The 19,724-nt window shown below is 67.1% G+C and carries 15 protein-coding genes; 5 read left to right on the top strand and 10 right to left on the bottom strand.

What is annotated here, in order from left to right:
* Nucleotides 1–19: 19 nt before the first annotated feature.
* Nucleotides 20–1,603 (bottom strand): S53 family peptidase, encoded by a 1,584-nt coding sequence (locus tag E3O19_RS09025; protein ID WP_134567002.1) that lies wholly within the window; start codon nucleotides 1,601–1,603, stop codon nucleotides 20–22.
* A gap of 431 nt (nucleotides 1,604–2,034) precedes the next feature.
* Between E3O19_RS09025 and E3O19_RS09020 the strand changes: the two genes are divergently transcribed.
* Nucleotides 2,035–3,819 (top strand): bifunctional metallophosphatase/5'-nucleotidase, encoded by a 1,785-nt coding sequence (locus E3O19_RS09020; protein ID WP_241981284.1) that lies wholly within the window; start codon nucleotides 2,035–2,037, stop codon nucleotides 3,817–3,819.
* A gap of 50 nt (nucleotides 3,820–3,869) precedes the next feature.
* On the opposite strand, the gene E3O19_RS09015 is transcribed toward E3O19_RS09020, so the two are convergent.
* The 9 genes from E3O19_RS09015 to E3O19_RS08975 form a co-directional block, all read right to left on the bottom strand.
* The gene (locus E3O19_RS09015; protein ID WP_134567001.1) at nucleotides 3,870–4,847 is read right to left on the bottom strand and encodes an L-lactate dehydrogenase; all 978 of its coding nucleotides are present in this window, start codon (nucleotides 4,845–4,847) and stop codon (nucleotides 3,870–3,872) included.
* A 136-nt stretch (nucleotides 4,848–4,983) separates the two neighbouring features.
* Complete coding sequence (locus tag E3O19_RS09010) at nucleotides 4,984–6,798, bottom strand: putative bifunctional diguanylate cyclase/phosphodiesterase (RefSeq protein ID WP_166804524.1); 1,815 nt, start codon at nucleotides 6,796–6,798, stop codon at nucleotides 4,984–4,986.
* Between the two features lie 59 nt (nucleotides 6,799–6,857).
* On the bottom strand, nucleotides 6,858–8,285 hold the full coding sequence (locus E3O19_RS09005) for a sensor histidine kinase (RefSeq protein ID WP_241981283.1): 1,428 nt from the start codon (nucleotides 8,283–8,285) through the stop codon (nucleotides 6,858–6,860).
* Between the two features lie 126 nt (nucleotides 8,286–8,411).
* On the bottom strand, nucleotides 8,412–9,893 hold the full coding sequence (locus tag E3O19_RS09000; protein WP_134566999.1) for an amidohydrolase: 1,482 nt from the start codon (nucleotides 9,891–9,893) through the stop codon (nucleotides 8,412–8,414).
* Nucleotides 9,890–10,540: an FMN-binding negative transcriptional regulator gene (locus E3O19_RS08995; protein WP_134566998.1), complete on the bottom strand. Its 651-nt coding sequence runs from the start codon at nucleotides 10,538–10,540 to the stop codon at nucleotides 9,890–9,892. The genes E3O19_RS09000 and E3O19_RS08995 overlap by 4 nt, the downstream gene beginning before the upstream one ends.
* 43 nt (nucleotides 10,541–10,583) lie before the next feature.
* Entirely contained in the window at nucleotides 10,584–11,573 is a 990-nt protein-coding gene (locus E3O19_RS08990) for an Fpg/Nei family DNA glycosylase (protein WP_134566997.1), read from the bottom strand.
* Nucleotide 11,574: 1 nt separating this feature from the next.
* The gene (locus E3O19_RS08985) at nucleotides 11,575–12,063 is read right to left on the bottom strand and encodes a ribose-5-phosphate isomerase (RefSeq protein ID WP_134566996.1); all 489 of its coding nucleotides are present in this window, start codon (nucleotides 12,061–12,063) and stop codon (nucleotides 11,575–11,577) included.
* Between the two features lie 26 nt (nucleotides 12,064–12,089).
* On the bottom strand, nucleotides 12,090–12,830 hold the full coding sequence (locus tag E3O19_RS08980) for a DUF998 domain-containing protein (RefSeq protein ID WP_134566995.1): 741 nt from the start codon (nucleotides 12,828–12,830) through the stop codon (nucleotides 12,090–12,092).
* 119 nt (nucleotides 12,831–12,949) lie between these two features.
* Nucleotides 12,950–13,552 carry a mycothiol-dependent nitroreductase Rv2466c family protein gene (locus E3O19_RS08975; RefSeq protein WP_134566994.1) on the bottom strand — a complete coding sequence of 201 codons (603 nt, stop codon included), beginning with the start codon at nucleotides 13,550–13,552 and terminating at the stop codon, nucleotides 12,950–12,952.
* A 186-nt stretch (nucleotides 13,553–13,738) separates the two neighbouring features.
* Here E3O19_RS08975 and E3O19_RS08970 point away from each other — a divergent pair, with 186 nt between their 5' ends.
* The 4 genes from E3O19_RS08970 to E3O19_RS08955 all read left to right on the top strand — a co-directional run bounded on the left by E3O19_RS08970 (nucleotide 13,739) and on the right by E3O19_RS08955 (nucleotide 19,720).
* Nucleotides 13,739–15,322: an MFS transporter gene (locus E3O19_RS08970; protein ID WP_134566993.1), complete on the top strand. Its 1,584-nt coding sequence runs from the start codon at nucleotides 13,739–13,741 to the stop codon at nucleotides 15,320–15,322.
* Between the two features lie 618 nt (nucleotides 15,323–15,940).
* Nucleotides 15,941–17,449 (top strand): SDR family NAD(P)-dependent oxidoreductase, encoded by a 1,509-nt coding sequence (locus tag E3O19_RS08965; protein WP_134566992.1) that lies wholly within the window; start codon nucleotides 15,941–15,943, stop codon nucleotides 17,447–17,449.
* 129 nt (nucleotides 17,450–17,578) lie between these two features.
* A complete protein-coding gene (locus E3O19_RS08960; protein ID WP_134566991.1) occupies nucleotides 17,579–18,856 on the top strand; it encodes an MFS transporter in 1,278 nt (425 codons plus the stop codon).
* Nucleotides 18,857–19,075: 219 nt separating this feature from the next.
* On the top strand, nucleotides 19,076–19,720 hold the full coding sequence (locus E3O19_RS08955) for a hypothetical protein (protein ID WP_134566990.1): 645 nt from the start codon (nucleotides 19,076–19,078) through the stop codon (nucleotides 19,718–19,720).
* Nucleotides 19,721–19,724 lie beyond the last annotated feature (4 nt).

Below are 19,724 nucleotides of genomic sequence, written 5' to 3'. Positions count from 1 at the left end.
GGAACCTCGTGTCAGAGCGTCACTGCGCCGCTACCAACTGGGTGATGTATCCGGGAGCCTTCGGGCTGCCCCAGCCCGTCGTCAGGTCGTAACCCGTGGTGGTCGGGTAGCCGGGCACCGGGTCGGGTGCGACGAATCCATCGGACCCGAGATCCCACAGGCGGTTGTTCTGCAGCACGCCGCTCAGTGTCGTTCCGTAGATTCGTGTCACAACGTCACTGAATGCGGCAGCCTTGTTGAACGATGAAGCGTAGATCACCTGATTGAGGTTGCCGATCGGCGCCTTGTTCACGGAGGCGCGCGCTTGGTTGGCGATCGCGGTGACCGCAGCGACCTGCGGGGATGATGCGGACGTGCCGCCGAAGACAGACCACCTCGGGCTTCCCTCAAGCGTCGGGAAGTAGGAATGGAAGACGAGCACTCCACCGTTGACGGCGGCGTTCCATGCGACGTCAGGCACACCGCGATGGTTACCGACGATGGATGCGACTCCGTTCTGGAAAGACGGACGCGTGTACACCGTCGAGAGGCCGCCGCCGGTTGCAATCGACGCCCAACTCTCGTTCCACACAGGTTCGGTGCTGCCGCTCTGGGTCCACGACCAGTAGCCCGGGTTGCGGGCGCCGGATCCGAGGAACGGCTTATCCTGCGTGGGGTTCCACGTCCAGCCGGACTGCACCTGTGTGCCGCCGACCGAGGTCACATACGGCGAGACGTTCGGGTAGCTGACCTCCGGCACTGCCCCCACAGTGGTGGCACGATGCGATCGCGCGAAACCGCTCGAACCGCTGTCGCCCGCTGAGGAGAAGAAGGTGTCGCCCTTTGCCACACCCCGCTGGAAGGTGGCATCGAACTTCGTGAACTGTGTCCTTGCGGCCGACTGCGATCCGAAGGTCTGCTCGTCGGTGCCGAACGACATCGAGAACACCGTGCCCGACGGATACTCGCCCACCGCCCAGTCGATGGCCTTCATGAGGTTCGGCAGACCCTGGACCCCTTGGGTTTCGGCCGGCGGCGTCGCGAGCAGCACGATGTGCGCCTTGGGCGCCATCGCGTAGGCCCATTGCACGTCGAGGTTCGCTTCACCCGCCCAGCCGTCGGCTGAATTCGGCCCGGATTGGCCGACACCGTTACCGGTCGGATTGCTGTAGTCGGGTGACCCCAACGGGAAGACTGCCTGAAAGTTGGGAGGAGGGCCACCGAAGGTCTGGGCAAAGAACGAAAGATCCGCCGCCGCGGTGGGGCTACCGTACGCGTCCACGAGCACGATCGTCTCCCCCGCACCATCGTTGCTCGAAGCGAGAGGGCCCAGACCGTAGAAGGCTCGAAGCTGGTCGGGCGTGTAGCAGTGCAGCGTGGTTGACACGGTGTTGCTGGGCGCCGGTCGGGCGCACGCCACCGCTCCTGTTGCGTCGGCGGCCGAGGTGAACGCCGACTCAGGCGCCTGCGCAGCGAATGGCTGAGGGTTGGTGGATGTGGGCGGAGGTGCCGCGAACGCGGAGGTGTTGGGCGCTGTGGCTAACCCGAGCGTGGCTATCCCGAGCGTGGCTACACCGAGCGTGGCTACACCGAGCAGAGTGGCCAGGCGAACGGATGGCTTCATGGAACATCAACCTCCTGGTGAGAGTGCACGAGCGGCGTCGGGAGTGGATTTCCGGACGCCGATTTATCTCGCAATCGAGCCGAAACTACCACTGTGACCGCGCGGGCACTACGCCCAACATCGACATTCACCCTGCCGATCACGAGCAACACGTGGTGGACGACGCAGCCCCGCCTGCCCTGACGCAGCAGCCGAAGTGCGACAGCCAGTGCGGGGCAATCCCTGACGGCGGCCGCCCACTGCGTACCGATATGGCGCAGCTCAGGAAACTCGAGCAGGTCCGGACTGATTGACAGGCTTTCTCGGACGGGTCTAGCGTTACCGATGGGGCTGGTCACTTGCCTCACGACGCCTCCATCGCGGGGAACACCTGGGGAGTTCATGTGCCAATTCAACTGACTCGACGTAGCGTGCTGGGTAGTTTCGCGGCGGTGAGCGTGCTGACCGCCGCCGGGATGACGCCGGCCCAGGCCGCAGAGCGTGGGGGGCGACATCGGCCGGGAGACCCGGTCTCGCTGACGATCATGGGCACGACCGACCTGCACGGCTGCGTCTTCAATTGGAACTACTTCCAGAACGCGGAATACGACGATTCCGCGAGGAACGACATCGGCCTGGCCAAGGTGGCGACGCTGGTCGAAGCTGTCCGCCTCCAGCGCGGGCGTGAGAACACGCTGATGATCGACGCCGGCGACACGATCCAGGGAACTCCCCTGGCCTACTATTTCGCGCGCATCGCGCCGATCACCGACGGTCACCTGCACCCGATGGCCGCGGCCATGAACTACATCGGCTACGACGCCGCAGCCCTCGGCAACCACGAATTCAACTACGGCATCCCGCTGCTCCGAACCTTCGCCGATCAACTCGACTTTCCGCTGCTCGGCGCGAACGCGCTGGACGCGGCGACCGGACTGCCTGCCTTCGCGCCGTACGTCATCAAGACGATCAGCCCGGCCGGTGAGAAGCCGATCAAGATGGGCATCCTCGGCCTGACCAATCCCGGGATCGCCATCTGGGACAAGGCGAACGTCGAGGGACAGTTGAGCTTCCCCGGTCTTGTCGAGCAGGCAAAAGTCTGGGTGCCCCGCATGCGTGCCGAGGGAGCGGATGTTGTCGTCGTGGCCGCGCACTCCGGCGCCACGACCTCGTCGTCCTATGGCGACGCCCTCCCGTACCCCGAGAACGCGGCGACCCTGGTGGCCGAGCAGGTGCCCGGGATTGATGCGATCCTGGTCGGGCATGCCCACCAGGAAATTCCGGAGCGACGAGTAGTCAACACCCAGACCGGTCGCACCGTGATTCTGACCGAGCCGCTGCGCTGGGGCATGCGCTTGTCTCTGATCGAACTGTCATTGGTCAAGCGCCGCGGCCAATGGGCCGTGGAGAGCGTCGGATCCAGCGTGCTCAACAGCAACACCGTGCCAGAGCACCCTCAGGTCGTCGACCTGCTCGGCGCCGACCACGCCACGGTCGTCGGCTACGTCAACTCAGTCATCGGCAGTTGCACCGAGGCGATGTCGTGCGCCACCGCGCGCTACGAGGACAGCGCGGCACTGGACTTCATCAATCTCGTGCAGGGTCAGGCGGTGCGCGCGGCGATCGCCGGGACAGCGCAGGCCGGCCTGCCGATCCTGTCGATCGCGGCCCCGTTCAATCGGGAGGCCGCGATTCCCGCCGGGGAGGTTACCGTTCGCGACGTGGCCGGGCTGTACATTTTCGACAATACCCTCCTCGGCATCACGTTCACCGGCGCACAGGTCAAGGCCTACCTCGAGAAGTCCGCCCAGTACTTCAGACAGGTCACTGGCACCGGACCCTTCACGCCCGACCAGCTCACCAACGCGGTCACCGCCGTGGCGCCGACGGGCACGCCGGACTACAACTACGACGTGATGGGGGGACTCGACGCATCGCTCAGCTACAAGATCGACATTGCCAGGGATCCCGGTTCGAGGATCATCGACCTCAACTACAACGGAGCCCCGATCGACCCCACGGCGCAATTCGTCGTCGCGATCAACAACTACCGGCAGTCCGGCGGTGGCGCGTTCCCGGGGGTCACAACCGCACCGGTGGTTCACAATGCCCAGCAGGAGATCCGCCAGCTCATCATTGACTGGGTCACCCGGGCCCGGGTGGTGGAGCCGTCATCGTTCGCACGTGTGGATTGGACACTCGTCTCCGGTGGTGCACCGGTGCAGATCAGCCGCTAAAGCTGGGGGAACGACCGGGCTCCACCGGACGAGTCGCGGATCTGCCGGGGTCAGGCCAGTCCAAGCCTATCCAGGGTCGCCCGCAGGGTGTCCGCCGAGTGCTGGAACAGTGTCTGCTCCGAGTCGGAGAACGGCACCTCGATCACCCGGGACACGCCATCGGCGTTGACCACAGTCGGCACCGACAGCGCCACATTGCTCACGCCACGGTACCCGGTCAGCACCGAGCTGACCGGAAGAACGGCGCCTTCGTCGCGCAGCACGGCTTCCACAATCCGCGCCCCGGAGAGCCCGATCGCATAGTTGGTGGCTCCCTTTCCGGCGATGACCCGGTAGGCCGCGGTCTTGACGTCCTCGGTGATGGCCTCGAACTCGGCCTCGGAGAACCGCGCGCGCCCGGTCCTGACGGGAGAGATGTCATCCGCCACCCACTGGGCGAGCGAGATCGGGCCGACCCTGGCCTGGGACCAGAGCGGGAACTCCGAGTCGCCGTGCTCGCCGACGATCACGGCGTGCACATTGGCGATCGCGACGTCGACCCGGTGGGCGAGCAGCCAGCGAAGCCGCGAGGAGTCGAGCACGGTTCCGGAGCCGAAGACGCGGGCCGACGGGAGCCCGCTGAAGTGCAGGGCCGCGTAGGTGAGGATGTCGCAGGGGTTGGTGACGATCATGAAGACGGCGTCGGGGGCGCGCTCGACAAGCTTGGGCATCAGTTCGCGCAGGATCCCCACGTTGACGCCTGCCATGTCGAGGCGGGACTGGCCGGGATGCTGCCGGGCGCCGGCGGTGATCACGACCATGTTGGCACCCGCGATGGAATCCAGGTCCGAACCGCCCGACACGCACGATGCGCCGGTGAACTGGGTGCCGTGGGCGAGGTCGAGTACCTCGGCCTCCACCTTGGCCTCGTTGATGTCGTAGAGCACAACCTCGCGCGCGGACTGGCGGATCAGAGAGGCGTAGGCGAGGGAGGTGCCGACGGCACCCGCACCGATGATGGCCAGCTTGGAGTTCTCGATTGCGCTCATGTTCCCAGTGTCCTCTCTCCATCCGGCATCCATGCGCCAGGACCCTTCGGTCGCATGGTGGTCGAGCCTGCCAGCGGCACGGCTCTGCGCCCCGGGAAGACTGCCGAAGGATCCACAGACGAAGGGAAGCGGCAGGTTATCGAACCGGGACGTCGGTCCCACGCTGGAGGAGCCACAGCTCCAGCTGCCCCGCTGGAACAGGCCGGGACAGGTGAAAACCCTGTGCCTGATCGCAGCCGAATCGAGCCAATTCGTCGATTGCGCTGCCGTTCTCGACACCCTCGGCGACCATGGTCAGTCCCAGGCTGTGAGCAAGATCGATGGTCGAAGCAACCAGCGCCGAGGCCCGGGCATCTTCCAACATCGGCAGCATGAACGATCGGTCGAGTTTGAGTTCGTCGATGGGAAGCTCCCGAAGGTACGCCAGGGAGCTGTATCCGGTGCCGAAGTCATCGACGGAAACCCGAACTCCGTTGGTCCTCAGCCGGGGCAGGATATCTTTGGCCCGGTCTCGATCAGCCATCAGGAACTCTTCCGTGATCTCCACCATGAGGGTGGACGACGGCAATCCACGGGACGCGATCATCCGGTCTACTCGTTCGGGAAGATCCGAGTCGACAAGGGAACTGGCTGACAGATTCACGGCGACGGTCAAGGGTCGCCCCTGTCCCTGCCAAATCCCGGCCTGGTCGAGCGCCAGACCAAGCACCACGTCCGTGAGCTCATGCATGAGTCCGGCCTCCTCGACAAGCGCAAGAAAGGCCTCCGGATACAGCAGTCCGCGGGTCGGATGATTCCAGCGAACAAGAGCCTCGACGCCGTGGAGCACATTTGTGGTCAGGCTGATCTTTGGCTGGTAGTGCAACACCAGCTGGCCTTCTGCGATGGCCGCGCGCAAGTCCTCCAGGGTCCGAAGCCGATCTTCGCCATGATTATCGTCTGCCGTGGCGACGACATGATGCCCACTCCGCGTGGCTTTGGCCCGGTACATCGCCATGTCCGCCTTGCGCATGAGCGCCTTCAGGTCTTGTCCCTGTTCGGGGAAAACGGCGATACCGACGCTGACGTTGGCGTGGAGCGCAATCCCCTCCACGGTGAAGGACGCCGCCAACGCTGAGCGCAGCTTGACCGCCACCGCAACAGCCTCGGACCGGCCGGCCTCGTTGAGGAAAACTGCGAACTCGTCGCCGCCGAGTCTCGCCAGAAGGTCTCCGGCGTCGTGCCCGAGGCTGTCGTTGACTTCCTTGAACCGGTCCAGGTCCAGCAACAGCAGCGCTCCGGGTCCGCTCCCCCGCGCCAGAATTCGACGGGGCACGTCGGCGTACAGCGCCCGCCGATTGGGCAATCCGGTCAGGTAGTCGGTTCTCGATATGCGCTGGACATCCACCAGCTTGACGAGTCGACGGAATGCCAATTGGGTGCGAGTGACCGCCAATGCCATGGTCAAGGCCGCCAGTACCACCATAGACCACGGCACGTGCGTGTAGATGGCCAGGACCAGCACCCCCAGCCCGGCGGCCGTAGCGGCGGTCGAGACGGTGAGCGCTCCGGCCGCAGCGGTGCCGTGGACCGCCTGCTCATTGCGGCGGTCCGAATTGTTGATCCATACCGTTATCAGGGCCAACCCGAGGGCCCAGCTCGCGTCCAGCAGCGTGCCATCCACCCAACGGCCGGGAAGCACCAGAAGTGCGTAGGTGCCCTCGACATACTGGCTGAGCAGCAGGATGCCCACCGACGGCAGCCTCCGTCGCAGCTCCAGCGCGGCACGCACTCCCTCGTCTCGGAAAGTGGGCGGCATCCGCACATCGAGCACGGCGATGTCCGGCCGCAACGCGTCGACCTCGGCGAGCAGCGCTTCGGCGTCGCCGAAGGAGGCCACGGTAACGAAGCCGGCCTCGTCGAACAGCCGGATCACGCTCTCCCGCAGGAGCAGCGAGTCTTCGGCCAGCACCAGGCGCGATTGTGCGCCCTGGTGCGGCATCCGTCGCGGGCTCAGGCTGGGTCAACTGTTCAGGATACGGCGATCGAGCTCAGCGCGGTGTCGGTCAGCGGGATGTGCACCCCGACTGCTGTCGGCCCGCCCACCGGGCTGTCGATCGACAGCCCTCCTCGCGGGCCGCGCAGGCGCTCGTCCAGGCCACGCAGGCCGTGCGCCTCGGTCGGGACGGCGCCGCCCACGCCGTTGTCGATCACCCAGAGGTCCAGCCAGGTCGTGTCGTCGTCCGGCACTCGGCGCAGGGCGAGGTGCAGCCGGATGCCAATGGCTCGGGAATGCTTCGCTGCGTTCGTGAGTAGTTCGGAGGCCGCGAAGTACGCGCTGCGTTCGATCTCAGACGGCAGCCTCAGCGCCGGTTCGACGGTCAGCTCGAGCTGCACGGGGATGGTGCTGCGGGCGGCAAGCGACTGGAGACCGCCGATCAGGCCCCGGTCCTGGAGGATCGGGGGCACCAGGCCGCGAGACAGCGCCCGCAGTTCCTCGAGCGTGTCGTGCGCCTGCTGCCTGGCCTCCGCCAATAGTGCGCGGGCGGCCGCCGGGTCGGTCTCGAGCTTCCGCTCGGCGCTGGCGAGGTCCATCTGCAGGCGCACCAAGCGCTGCTGTGGTCCGTCGTGGATGTCGCGCTCGAGCCGGCGCAGTGACCGGTCCTCGGCGGAGACGGCAGCCCCACGGGACGCGCTCAGGTCCGCAACCTCCCGCTGCAGTGCCTCTGAGCGCCATGCACCGAGCATGCCGCGGGCGATGAACTGGTGCAGGGCGGTGAATCCCCGGGTGATGAACGGCAGGGTGGACAGGAAGGTGACGCCCAGGACGAGCTGGAATACGCTCTGGCCAGCGAAAGGGTCGATGGCCAGCGTGTTGCCCGGCAGCATCCAGTCGGACGCGACCTCCGAAAGCCGGACACTGCCAGTGCCCTCATTCGGCAGGAACCGGCCCCAGAACCAGTAACTGATTCCGCCGAGCCCGACCGACAGCCAGACCACGGTGACGATCCAGCTGACCAGTCCCACGATGAAGTTCACCACCATGCCGTGCAACAGGTAGAGCCAGTAGTGACCGTTGACGAGCGGGCCGAGCACCGTTCGGAGCGGCGTTGCCGGTTCGCCGTTCGGGTCCCAGCGCGGCGGCGTGATCGGGGCCTGGCCGGCCCAGCGCAGCCGGGCCAGCTCGAACAGGCCGAATGCCCGGCCGATGTAGAGGGCCAGAACGACGACGAACAGGCCGACGAAGATGGCGATCATGCCGGTCCCGGTGAAGAACACGGTGCTGAGAACGGAAAGCCCGACCACGGTGATGGGCAACGTCGGCAGCAGGAAGCCGAGCTCCCGCGGCACCCGGCGCCACAGTGCCAGGTAGCCGCCCCGCCGCGAAACCGGGGTCTGCACGGTTTTCTCCATCGGGTCGTTCCTCGTCGTGGGTTTTGTCGTTTCGGTCATGCTCATGGTCTTCCTCCAGCCAGTGTGCCTGCATCCAGCATTCCCGGTGGCTGGAACGGGCGGCATCCGGCAGGCAACCGGATCGCCTCGGGGGAAAACCCCCGAACGGTCGCGCCGGGGAGGCGCACGGGCTCAGGATTGGAGCGTGCTGTGCGTGAATCGGCCGGCGATCAGGGTGGCGGCCACGGGCATCCGCCGGAGGTCGGTGACGGATGCGACGAACGGGTCGTTCTCGCAGACCGCCAGGTCGGCCACGTCGCCGACCGAGACCCCGTGTCGTCCCCTGGCGGATGCGGCGAGCGCCGCTTGCCGGGAGATCGCCTGCCACGGCTGCCACGGCTCTCGTCCTCCCCGGGTGCGCCCGACCGCGGCCGCGATGGTGACCCAGGGATCCAGCGGGGCGACGGGCGCGTCACTGCCGAGGGCCAGGGTCGCGCCCGCGTCGAGCAGGGACTTGAGCACGAAGGCCCGCCCGGTGCGGCCGGCCCAATACCGGTCGGCGACATCCCGGTCGTCGAGGGCGTGCTCGGGCTGCACGCTGGCGACGACGCCGAGGGCGGCGAACCGGGCCACATCCTCGGCGCGCAGTAGCTGAGCGTGTTCGATACTCCCCCCGCAGCCCACCTCGGCGAAGGCGTCCAGGGCCAGGCTGTTCGCCCGGTCGCCGATCGCATGCACGGCGGGGCGGATGCCGCCACCCGCCGCCCGGCGCATCAGGCTGACGAGCCGGTCCTGTGGCACGGTGAGGAGCCCGTGCGAGCCGGCCGTTTCCTCGAGCCCCGGGTACGCGTCGAAACAGTACGCGGTGCGGGTGTTCAGCGACCCGTCGGTGATGACCTTGAACGGACCCATCGCGGCCAGTCCGCGGGTGCCGTCGAGCGCAGCCCCTGAACGCAGGCCGAGTGTGATCGCTTGCTCAAGGTGCTGGCTGTAGACGCTCGTCTCAACCCGGAGTGCGTCGGTCCCGCCAGCGATCCTGCGTTGCCAGTCGCCCGGGTTCCAGGCCATCTCCATCTCCACGATGCCGACCACGCCGCGCGCGGCCGCGGCGCGCGCTGCAGTGTCGACCCAGCCGTCCATCACGGCGTCCGGCACTGTGCCGAGGGCCTTCACGACCGCGAAGGCGTCGTCCTCGCTCAGCAGCCCGGTGGGGTGGTCAGGGAAGCCGTGCACGGCGAGCGCCGCCGAATTCAGCCAGCAGCTGTGCAGGTCCCCGCTGACGAGCACGACGGCGAGGCTGCCGGACGCTGCGTCGAGAACGGGCCGGACCGGGGCATCCGGCCAGAGGCCGTCGCGGAACCCGAAGCCGACGAGGGTCTCCCCCGGCGGCGTCTCCTGGACGCGTTCGCGCACGATAGCGGCGGCCTCCGCCGCACTGGCCGTGGCAGACAGGTCGACCCGCCGAGCAGTCTGCGCCCACTGGCTGAAGTGTACGTGGTTGTCCCAGAGGCCCGGAATCAGCCAGCGTTCGCCGAGGTCGACGCTCTCCTGCCCGGGGGTCGCCTTCTCCCGATAGCCGATCTGCCGGATCACCCCGTCGCTGATCGTGACATCGACTCGTTCGTCACTGCCGGGGAGCCGGCCGTTGCGAAGCGTGAGCGAGGCCCCGGTCATGGCCGGTCGCCGCTCTGGTCGGCCTGACGGTGCACCCGGCGCATCTCGGCGGCGAGGCCCGGGCTCGCGTAGGGCCCTGATCCCTCCAGTTCGGCCAGGATCCGGGTGACGGTTTCGGCGGGCTTGTTCTGGCTGAGTTTGCTCTTGGCGACGACCCGGGTCACCCGGAGCCGGAAGCCGACCGTGCCGGCCGAGATCCGGGCGGCGTAGACGGCATTGTCGGCGGTGTCGTTCAGTCGCCGCGGCACCGGCATCCGGTCCTCGAAATGATCGACGAGCCGGTCGAGCACGGCGAGGTTGTCGGTGGCGTTGAGCAGTTCCGGAATGCCGTAGAGGTGGGCGGTGATGAAGTTCCAGGTGGGGACGGCCGGTGACGCGTCGTACCAGCCGGGTGAGATGTAGCCGTGAGGTCCCTGGATCAGCACGAGCAGCTCGTGCCGGCCGAGCTCGTGCAGTTGCTCGTCCGGCCGGCCCACGTGGCTCAGCAGCACGATCCCGTCGCTGTCCTCGTCGAGCACGACCGGATAGTGCGAGGCGACGAGTTCCCCGGCGGAGGTATGGCTGATCAGGGTCGCCCACGGGTTCTCCCGCACCAGGCGCCTGATCTCGGCCGGGTCGTCCAGCGCGAAGGAGGGGTTGTGTCTCATCGGGTGAGGTTCCTATCTCTTGGAGCGGGTCAGGCGAAGCGGGTCAGGCCTGGCAGTGCGGGCAGAAGTAGAGCTTGCGGGCGCCCATCTCGGCCAGGGTGATGTGGGTGCCGCAGACCCGGCAGGGCACACCCTCGCGCTTGTAGACCCAGTGCCGGTCGGCGCGGTTCTTCATGGCCGACCGCCACGCGTCAGCATCGAGGTCGTCCATGGTCATCATCTGGCCGGTCTCCACCCCGATGCCAAGCAGGTGCGCCCAGTCCCGCCACAGCCCGCGCACAGTGTCTTCGCTGAGTGTCTTCCCCGGGGCGTACGGGTTCACCCTGGCCCGGAAGAGCAGCTCGGCGCGGTAGACGTTGCCGATGCCGCTGACGACGGACTGGTCCATCAGGAGCAGGCCGATCGGCGTGGGCTTGCGGCACACCACCGCGGTGAACCGGTCCTCTGCGGCCGTGCTGTCGTCAAGCTGCGGGTCAGGTCCCGCCTTGTCGATCAGGGCCTGCACCTGAGCTGGGTCGAGCACCTCGCAGGCCGTCGGCCCGCGCAGGTCCGCGGACACCGCGTCGGTGAGCAGGCGCACCCGCACCTGGCCGACCGGGTCAGGCGGGAAGGTGTGGAGTTGGTTGTCCTCCTTCTCCTGCTCGGCCATCCGCACCCGGGTGCGACGCGGCGCCCCGATGCTATGCATGGAGTTCTCCCCCGCCGAATCCAACACGGCCGGGGCGACCTCTGTGCCGCGCTGGTTGGTCTGTCCCATCCGGCCGTTCGCGGAGGCGATGGTCGCGTCCATCAGGATGTCCCCGGCGAAGTCCCACGCGCCGTACATGCCCAGGTGCACGCGTAACCACAGCCCGTGGTCGAACTCGAGGAACATCTGCTTGCCCACGGCGCGGGCATCCGTCATCACGTGGCCGTCGAGCAGCGCGGCGCCCGCGGCGAAACGACCCTGCGGAGACGACAGGTGCACCCTTCGACCGACGAAATTGCGGGCGAACTGGCGGGCGATGCGATGGACGGAGTGGCCTTCAGGCACGCTAGCGCACGATGTCTTTGCCGACGATGTCGCGGGTCGCCTCGTACTCGGCGAGCTGGCGGATGCGACGCTGGTGCCGTTCATCGGCGGGGAACGGCTCGGCGATGAAGGCGTCGATGAAGGTGATCGCCTGATCGATGGTGTGCTGTCTGGCCCCGATCGAGATGACGTTGGCGTTGTTGTGCTCGCGGGCGAGCCTGGCGGTGTTGAGGCTCCAGACCAGGGCAGCCCTGGCGCCGACGACCTTGTTGGCCGCCATCTGTTCGCCGTTGCCCGAGCCGCCGAAGACCACGCCGAGCGCCTCGATTCCCGCGGCCTGGTCGTTGACGACGGCCTGGGCGGCGTTGATACAGAAAGACGGGTAGTCGTCCAGAGCGTCGTAGGTCTGCGGGCCGTGGTCGATGACGTCGTGGCCGGCCTCGGTGAGGTGCTCGATCAGGTGGCGGCTGAAATCGAGTCCGGCGTGGTCGGTGGCGATATAGATGCGCATGGGACGAGTCTATTTAGCCCGGCGGGTCAGCTCAGCGGGCTGGGGCGGCGCGCCGACGACTCGGCCCGCTCGACGACGGTCGGGCGCGAACGGGAGAGCGGGTGCCGACGCTCTCGCACGCACTTCGTGAGAAGGTACACGCCGGAACCGACCGTCCACGCATTCAGCGGATAGACGGCGATCCGCTCGATGAAGCCGTAACCCAGGCCTGCGTCGATGCCGAGGCGCAGCAGCACCCCGGCGGTCAGTCCGACCACGCCGAGCAGGAGGATGGCGATGCCGTAGCCGCGCCAGGGCACCTTGCCCACCAGAAACACGCCGAGCAGAAGAATGCCCGTGTTGCCGGCCCCGATCGACAGTGCCGCTGCTAACAGGTGAAGCGGGTTGAGTCCCGCGGCCTCGAAGGCTACGCCCTGGTGGAGCACACCGACGAAGAAGGTGCCGACTCCCGATGTCGCGAGAAGGATCCCGACCACCACTCGCCGCCGGATGGTGTCGAGGGTCAGGCGGGCCACGAGCAATCCGCCGATCGTGAACACGGCGCCCTGCACGAGCAATCCGGCATTCATCAGCGAATTCAATGGGGAGCATAGGCGATTTCCCTCGACCACCGCACAATCCGAGAAGCCCAGGTCGGAAATGAAATTCCGGGCCCAGTCGTAGGGTGGATCAATCCAGGCCGCTGCCGCGACGGATTCGAAAACGAGGTAGACGAGTCCGAACAGTAGGACGATTCCGGCAGTGAACTGGCGGTTGGACTGGGTCATCGTGCCAGCGTATGTCCTGCGGCCCTGTGGCGCGCGCCGACCGGCGCCTTCCCACGCCGACCGGTTCACGTCGATCTCAAACCCGGCGGAGGCGATCCTCGTCCGGCGCCGACGTGTGGCTAATCAAAGATGGGACCGACGGTGCGAGTGCGCTTCATTTCGAAGAAGCCGTCGTAGCCGGCCACGGCGACGACACCGTCCCAGAGCGCGAGGGCCTGTTCTCCCCTGGGCGCCGGGGACACTACCGGGCCGAAGAAGGCCACGCCGTTGACCGCGATCACCGGGGTTCCCACGTCCTGCCCGACCCGGTTCATCCCGTCGAAGTGGCTGGCCCGCATCTGCTCGTCATAGTGGGTGCTGTCTGCCCAGGCCGCAAAGGAGGCGGGAAGCCCGACTTCGGCCAGCGCGGCGGGGATGACTTCGTCGGGCTCGGTGCTCCCGCCCGGGTGGATTCGGGTGCCGAGGGCGTCGTAGAGCGCCTTGACGGTCTTCTGGCCGTGCAGTTCCTGCGCGGCCTGCACCAGCCGGGTGTATTTCAGAGCCCGGGGGAAGAAAGAGCGATACTCCTCACTGACCTCGTTGTCCTCGTTCAGGACGGCCAGGCTCATCACGCACCAGGTCACGTCGAAACCGCGCAGTTCGGCGACCTCTCCCACCCAGCGGGATGTCATCCAGGCCCAGGGGCAGGAGGGGTCAAACCAGAACTTCACGGTGTCAGTCATAGACCCCAGCCTAGATGCAGGATGGCCCCCGAATGCCCGGCCCCTGGCCCATGTAAACCCCTGTCCAGAGGCGTTATCCCTGGCAAAAATTCGGGTTGACGGCGTTTTTGCGCTAAAATTATAAGCTGTGCCCGAACACGGGCTCCCTCACTTCACCAGCAACTGACCTCCACGAGAGAAGCCAAAATGCCGAGAGACCCCAGCCTGACCGACATGAAAAAGGGCGTGACGAGCGCCTCCGGAAAGACCAGAAAACCTCTCCTTCAGCGCCGATTAAAGGTGTCCCACGTCAATGTGGTCGATCAGTCCCGCCTGAAGAAGGCGCTCGGCGGAACCATCGTTGGTAACACGATGGAGTGGTACGACGTCGGAGTGTTCGGTTACCTGATCACAACGATGGGCCCCGTATTCCTGCCGGAGGCCGACAAGACGGTGCAGACGCTGTTCCTGCTCGGCACCTTCGCCGCCACGTTCATCGCTCGCCCGCTCGGTGGTGTCTTCTTCGGCTGGCTCGGCGACAAAATTGGCCGCCAGAAGGTGCTGTCGATGACGCTGATACTGATGGCCGCCTCGACCTTCGCGGTCGGCCTACTCCCGAGCTACGCCATGGTCGGCATGCTCGCCGCGGGGCTCCTCGTCTTCACGAAGCTCGTCCAGGGCTTCTCGACCGGAGGAGAGTATGCCGGCGCCACCACGTTCGTCAGCGAGCACTCCCCCGACAAGCACCGCGGATTCTTCGCAAGCCTGCTCGACATGGGCAGTTACCTCGGCTTCGCCATCGGTGCCGCACTCGTCTCGGTGCTCCAGATCACCCTGGGTCAGCCGGTCATGGAGGACTGGGGCTGGAGACTTCCGTTCCTCATCGCGGGGCCTCTGGGCCTGATCGCGATCTGGTTCCGGATGAAGATCGAGGAATCCCCCACCTTCCAGGCCACCCTGGACGCCAAGGATGCCCTAGCCGGCGATCCCACGACGACCGAGGAGCCTGCCGCCAACGGCCCGCTAGCCATCTTCAAGGCGCACTGGCGTGGAATCATCGTTGCGATGATCCTCGTCGCAGCCGCAAACACGCTCGGCTACGCCCTGACCTCGTACATGCCGACCTACCTGACCAGCACCAAGGGGTACGACGAACTGCACGGCACGCTGCTGACCATCCCGATCCTCGTGATCATGTCGCTCTGCATCCCGCTGACCGGAAAACTCTCCGACAAGATAGGTCGCCGCCCGGTGCTCTGGATGGGCTCGATCACGGCCATCGTGTTCGCCATCCCGGCCTTCTTACTGATCGGCGTCGGCGAGATTTGGTCCACTCTGCTCGGCCTGGCCCTGATCGCCCTTCCGGTGACGTTCTACGTTGCCAACCTCGCCTCAGCCCTTCCGGCGCTTTTCCCGACCAAGAGTCGTTATGGCGCGATGGGAATCGCGTACAACTTCTCCGTCGCGATATTCGGTGGCACCACGCCGTTCATCATCGCGGCGCTGATCGCGGCCACCGGCGACGACATGATGCCGGCCTACTACCTGATGGGTACCTCCGTGGTCGGTGGAATCGCCATCTTCTTCATGAGGGAAACCGCCGGCCTGCCTTTGCTGGGGTCGATGCCGAGCGTGGACTCGGTCTTCGAAGCCCGCGAACTCGTCGCCACCCAGGACGACAACCCCGACCTGAACACCGACGAGATGCCGTTCGACCACACCTATGAGCCGCCGACCTCATCGATCGAGCTTCCGGTGCTGGACGATCAGCCCGAGCCGCTCAAGGTCTAGCAACACTACCCAGCGTCAACATCAGCGGGCCCGATCACGACAGTGATCGGGCCCGCTGTCTTGTGGGTCTCTGGGCCGATCGGCCGTCGAGACTCCGGCCACCTCGGTGGTCAAGCCCGTCGAGCCCGGTGATCGAACCGTCCCTGTGGGCGAGCTCTCCCGGTGGTCGAGCCAGTCGAGACCTGGCTCTCTCGCGGTGGTCGAGCCAGTCGAGACCAGAACTAGTCGGTCTGCTTCTCGCCGACCGCCTTGTCGTCGCGGCCATCCACGCCGCATACTGTTCGATCAGACGGCGGGCGACGGCGATCTGACCGTGACCCGTCAGCACCGCAGCATCAGGCAGGGCCTCCAGATCGGCGCTGGAACAGCCCAGACGCGCGACGGTCTCCGCTGCCTGCCTGAGCTGATCTGCCGGTGAATCCATACCACGAGAATACCGACATGTGAACATAAATGTGAGTGAATGTCACCTCTTGTGGATAACTATTCGAAAGTTTATCCACCGGGTGTCGACGGGCTCGACCACCGGGCCAGGCACGATCACTGGGCTCGACAGGCTCGGGCAGCTGTTCACGCCGCCCTCGGGCGGTTCGATCCGGGTCGACGTAGAATTGGCGGATGAGCACCGCGCCTTCGACCGAGCCCGCACCCTCGACGGAGGCAGCACCCACCATCGATCCCCACGACCTCGAGGTCGCCCTGCGGGTGCTCGGGTCGCTGAGTACGATCGACCCGGACGACCCCGACTTCGTCACCGTGCGCCAGGCGACCGCCAAGATGTTCAAGTCGGTCAAGATCGCACGGCGCGGCGAGAAACGCCAGGCGATCGCGGATGCCGACCGCGAGGTGATCGCCGCAACCGCCACGGGCGCGCCCACCCGCATCGACGACGAGACGATCGGGGCCCAGTTGCGCCTCGGCACGACCAAGGCCTCAGCCGGCGAACTGCTCGTGGCCCGACCCTGCTACATCTGCAAGGAGCGTTACACGCTGGTAGACGCGTTCTACCACCAGCTCTGCCCGAGGTGTGCTGCCATGAGCCACGCGAAACGGGATGCCCGCACCGACCTCACCGGCAAGCGCGCGCTGCTCACGGGTGGCCGGGCAAAGATCGGCATGTACATTGCCCTCCGCCTGCTGCGCGACGGCGCCCACACCACGATCACCACGCGGTTCCCGCGCGACGCGGTACGCAGATTCAGCGCCATGCCCGACTCGTCCAACTGGCTGCACCGGCTACGCATCGTCGGAATCGACCTACGCGACCCGGCCCAGGTTATCGGCCTGGCCGACTCTGTCGCCGAGGCCGGCCCGCTTGACATTCTGATCAACAACGCGGCGCAAACCGTGCGTCGCTCCCCCGGCTCCTATTCGATGCTGGTCGAGGCCGAGTCGTCGCCACTGCCGGAGGGAAGCATCCCCGAGATCGTCAGCTTCGGCCACACCAATGACGCGCACCCGACCGCGCTGGCGGCATCCGTGACCAGCCACCCGATCCTGGCCGCCGCGGCCGCCGGCTCGGCCTCGTCCGTGCTGACCGCCGATGACCTCACCGCCCTTGCCCTCGCCCCTGGTTCTTCCTCGCTCGAACGCCTCGCCGCCGGCACCGCCATCGACGCCGGCGGACTCGTCCCCGACCTGCACGAGGCGAACAGCTGGACCGCGAACGTGGAAGACGTCGACCCACTGGAGCTGCTTGAGGTGCAGCTCTGCAACACCACGGCACCATTCCTGCTGGTGAGCCGCCTGCGCGCCTCACTGGCGGCCTCCGGAGCCCGTCGAACCTACATCGTCAACGTGTCCGCGATGGAGGGCGTCTTCGGCCGCGGCTACAAGGGCCCCGGCCACCCACACACCAACATGGCCAAGGCCGCGCTGAACATGCTCACCCGCACCAGTGCGAAGGAGATGCTCTCCGACCGCATCCTGATGACAAGTGTCGACACAGGCTGGATCACCGACGAGCGCCCGCATCCCACCAAGGTGCGCCTCGCCGAAGAGGGCTTCCACGCTCCGCTCGACCTCGTAGACGGCGCGGCGAGGGTCTACGACCCGATCGTGCGCGGCGAGGCCGGCGAGGACCTGTGCGGCGTCTTCCTCAAGGATTACAAGCCCGCCGCCTGGTAGAACCACCCGAGCGGCATCCGATCGGCTATCGTGGCCGGATGCTCCCCCACTGTGATTAGTGACCGGCTCGTCCTCGACCACCCGGTTCTTTCACCCGCGCCTGAAGCGCACATTCTTCGGAGTTCCTCCATGCCCTCGTCCCCCTCGTCCACCTCGTCGCCCATTCCGCCCGCTCTCCCCCACGTGGCCGCGAGGACCGGTTACGCCGCCATCCTCACGACGCCCGGCGTGCCGTTCGTCTTCGCCAGCGCCCTTTCCGGCCGTTTCGCGTATGCGGTCGTTGGCCTCCCGATGCTCATCGCGGTCGAATCAGCCACCGGCTCCTACGCGGTTGCCGGGGCAGCCATGGGCGCCTACGGGGCTACCGCCGGCTTCCTGGCACCGTTGCGGGCCCGGCTGATTGACCGCTTCGGCCGGCGACGCATGCTCCTCGCCCTGGCCATCGCTTTCTCCGTCGCCCTCGGCTTGCTCGCTCTCGAGACCGCTGTCGGAGACTCGGCCTCGTGGAGCATCGCACTGGCCGGGGTCGTTGGCGTCGTCGCGCCCCCGCTCGGGCCGATCATGCGCGTGCTCTGGGCGGCCCTCGTGCCGTCACCGGGACTCCTCCGAAAAGCCCTCAGCCTCGATGCCGTGCTCGAGGAGGTGCTCTATCTGGCCGGCCCGGTGCTCGCCGGCGCGATCCTGCTCTGGCTCTCCCCCAGCGCGGCCCTTCTCATCCCGGCAGCCCTGATCGTGGTGGGCACCGTACTGATGGTCTCCTCCCCGGCCATGCTGCTTGGCCCGGCCCGGCCCGCGGCCAACGGCAGCCCTCGGAGCGAACCTCTCCTGACCGACCCGCGGTTCGTGGCCCTGCTGTTGCCCGTGCTCGCGGCCGGAGTGCTCGTCGGCACGGTCTACGTTGCGGTACCGGCGCTGATCGGCGCAACGGGCCAGGTCGGCACATCCGGCAATGCCGGCTCGACCGCTGAGGCGGGAATCGTGCTCGCTGTCTTCGCCGCGGGCAGCGCGGTCGGCGGGCTCGTCTACGGCGCGCTGCGGATAGTGTCGTCGGCGACACGCCAGCTGCTCGTGATCGCCGGGCTGTTCGTGGTCGGGATCGCGGCCGCCGGCCTGGCCACATCGACGCCGGTGCTGGGCCTCCTGATCGCGCTGGCCGGCCTCTGCCTGTCCCCGATCATGATCGTGGCCTACGTCGCGGCGAGCGCTTTCGGGCGAGGCGGGCGGGACACCGAGGCGACGACGTGGGTCAACACGGCTCACAACGTCGGGGCCGCGGCCGGCAGCGCCCTGGCCGGGGTGCTCATCGAGGCGAGAGGCGCGGAAGACGCATTCTTCGGCGCGGCCATCGGCGGCGCAGCCCTCCTGGTGCTGGCAGGGATCACCCGCTGGGTCGCTCCCCCAGCGTAATCTCGACCGGCGGGACGTACCACGGGGCACGGCGCGCCCAAGCGCCGGACTCTTTAGGTTTTGGTCCCAACTGTGACTAGTTTGGGGGGTCAGTGCTCGTTTGCGGTCCCCACGCCCTGCCGACGGGCCGCTCGCTCCCGACCCGGATGAGGTCAAACGGAATTGCGCAATGCTGTGCGTGCCGCCGACTGCCGATGACGACCGGAACGGAACCACCGGATGACTGAGACGCCCACGCCGACCAGGGAGCTATCGCTGCGCGACATGCTGGCCTCCCTCGCCCCGATCGAACCGTCGCTCGCCCGGCGTCCGCGGGCGCATCCGCGCGTCCACCCGGTCGCCGCGAGTCCGCTCTACGACGAGGTCGAGTCCCGCCTGGACACCATCGCCGAGCACGAGAGCATCGCTCTCGTGGCCACCGCCCTGGCCGAGCACCAGGCCCGGATGGCGCGGCTACGGCGCATTCCCCGGGATGCGGGAAGCACCCCGACACCGCCGACCCAGGCGGTCCCCACGCATCGCACCGCCATCGACCTCTGGGTGCTGGTGTTCGGCGACGAGCACTGCACTCATTACACGGGTGAGGCCCTGCACCGGCGCACCCTGGTCGACGCCGTGCCACGCGTCGGCGAATGCTTCTCCCCCGGCCAATTGAGTCGCTTCCACACGCTGCGACCGCTGGTGGAACGGGTGGAACACGCTCCCTTCCCGGAGAACCGCGACACGCCGACGGTCTTGGTGGTGGTGCATGTGGCCGCCGTGGCCGAGCCAGCCGAACGTCGGCTGCAGAGACAGCGAGAGCTGCAAACGGAGGGGTGGGTCATCGCCCTTCCCCAAACTCAGGTGGCAGCGCCCGGAGCATAAGCTT

Source organism: Cryobacterium algoritolerans (genome assembly GCF_004402785.1).
In the GTDB taxonomy this organism is placed as follows: domain Bacteria; phylum Actinomycetota; class Actinomycetes; order Actinomycetales; family Microbacteriaceae; genus Cryobacterium; species Cryobacterium algoritolerans.
This window is presented reverse-complemented; position numbering and strand designations above follow the sequence as displayed.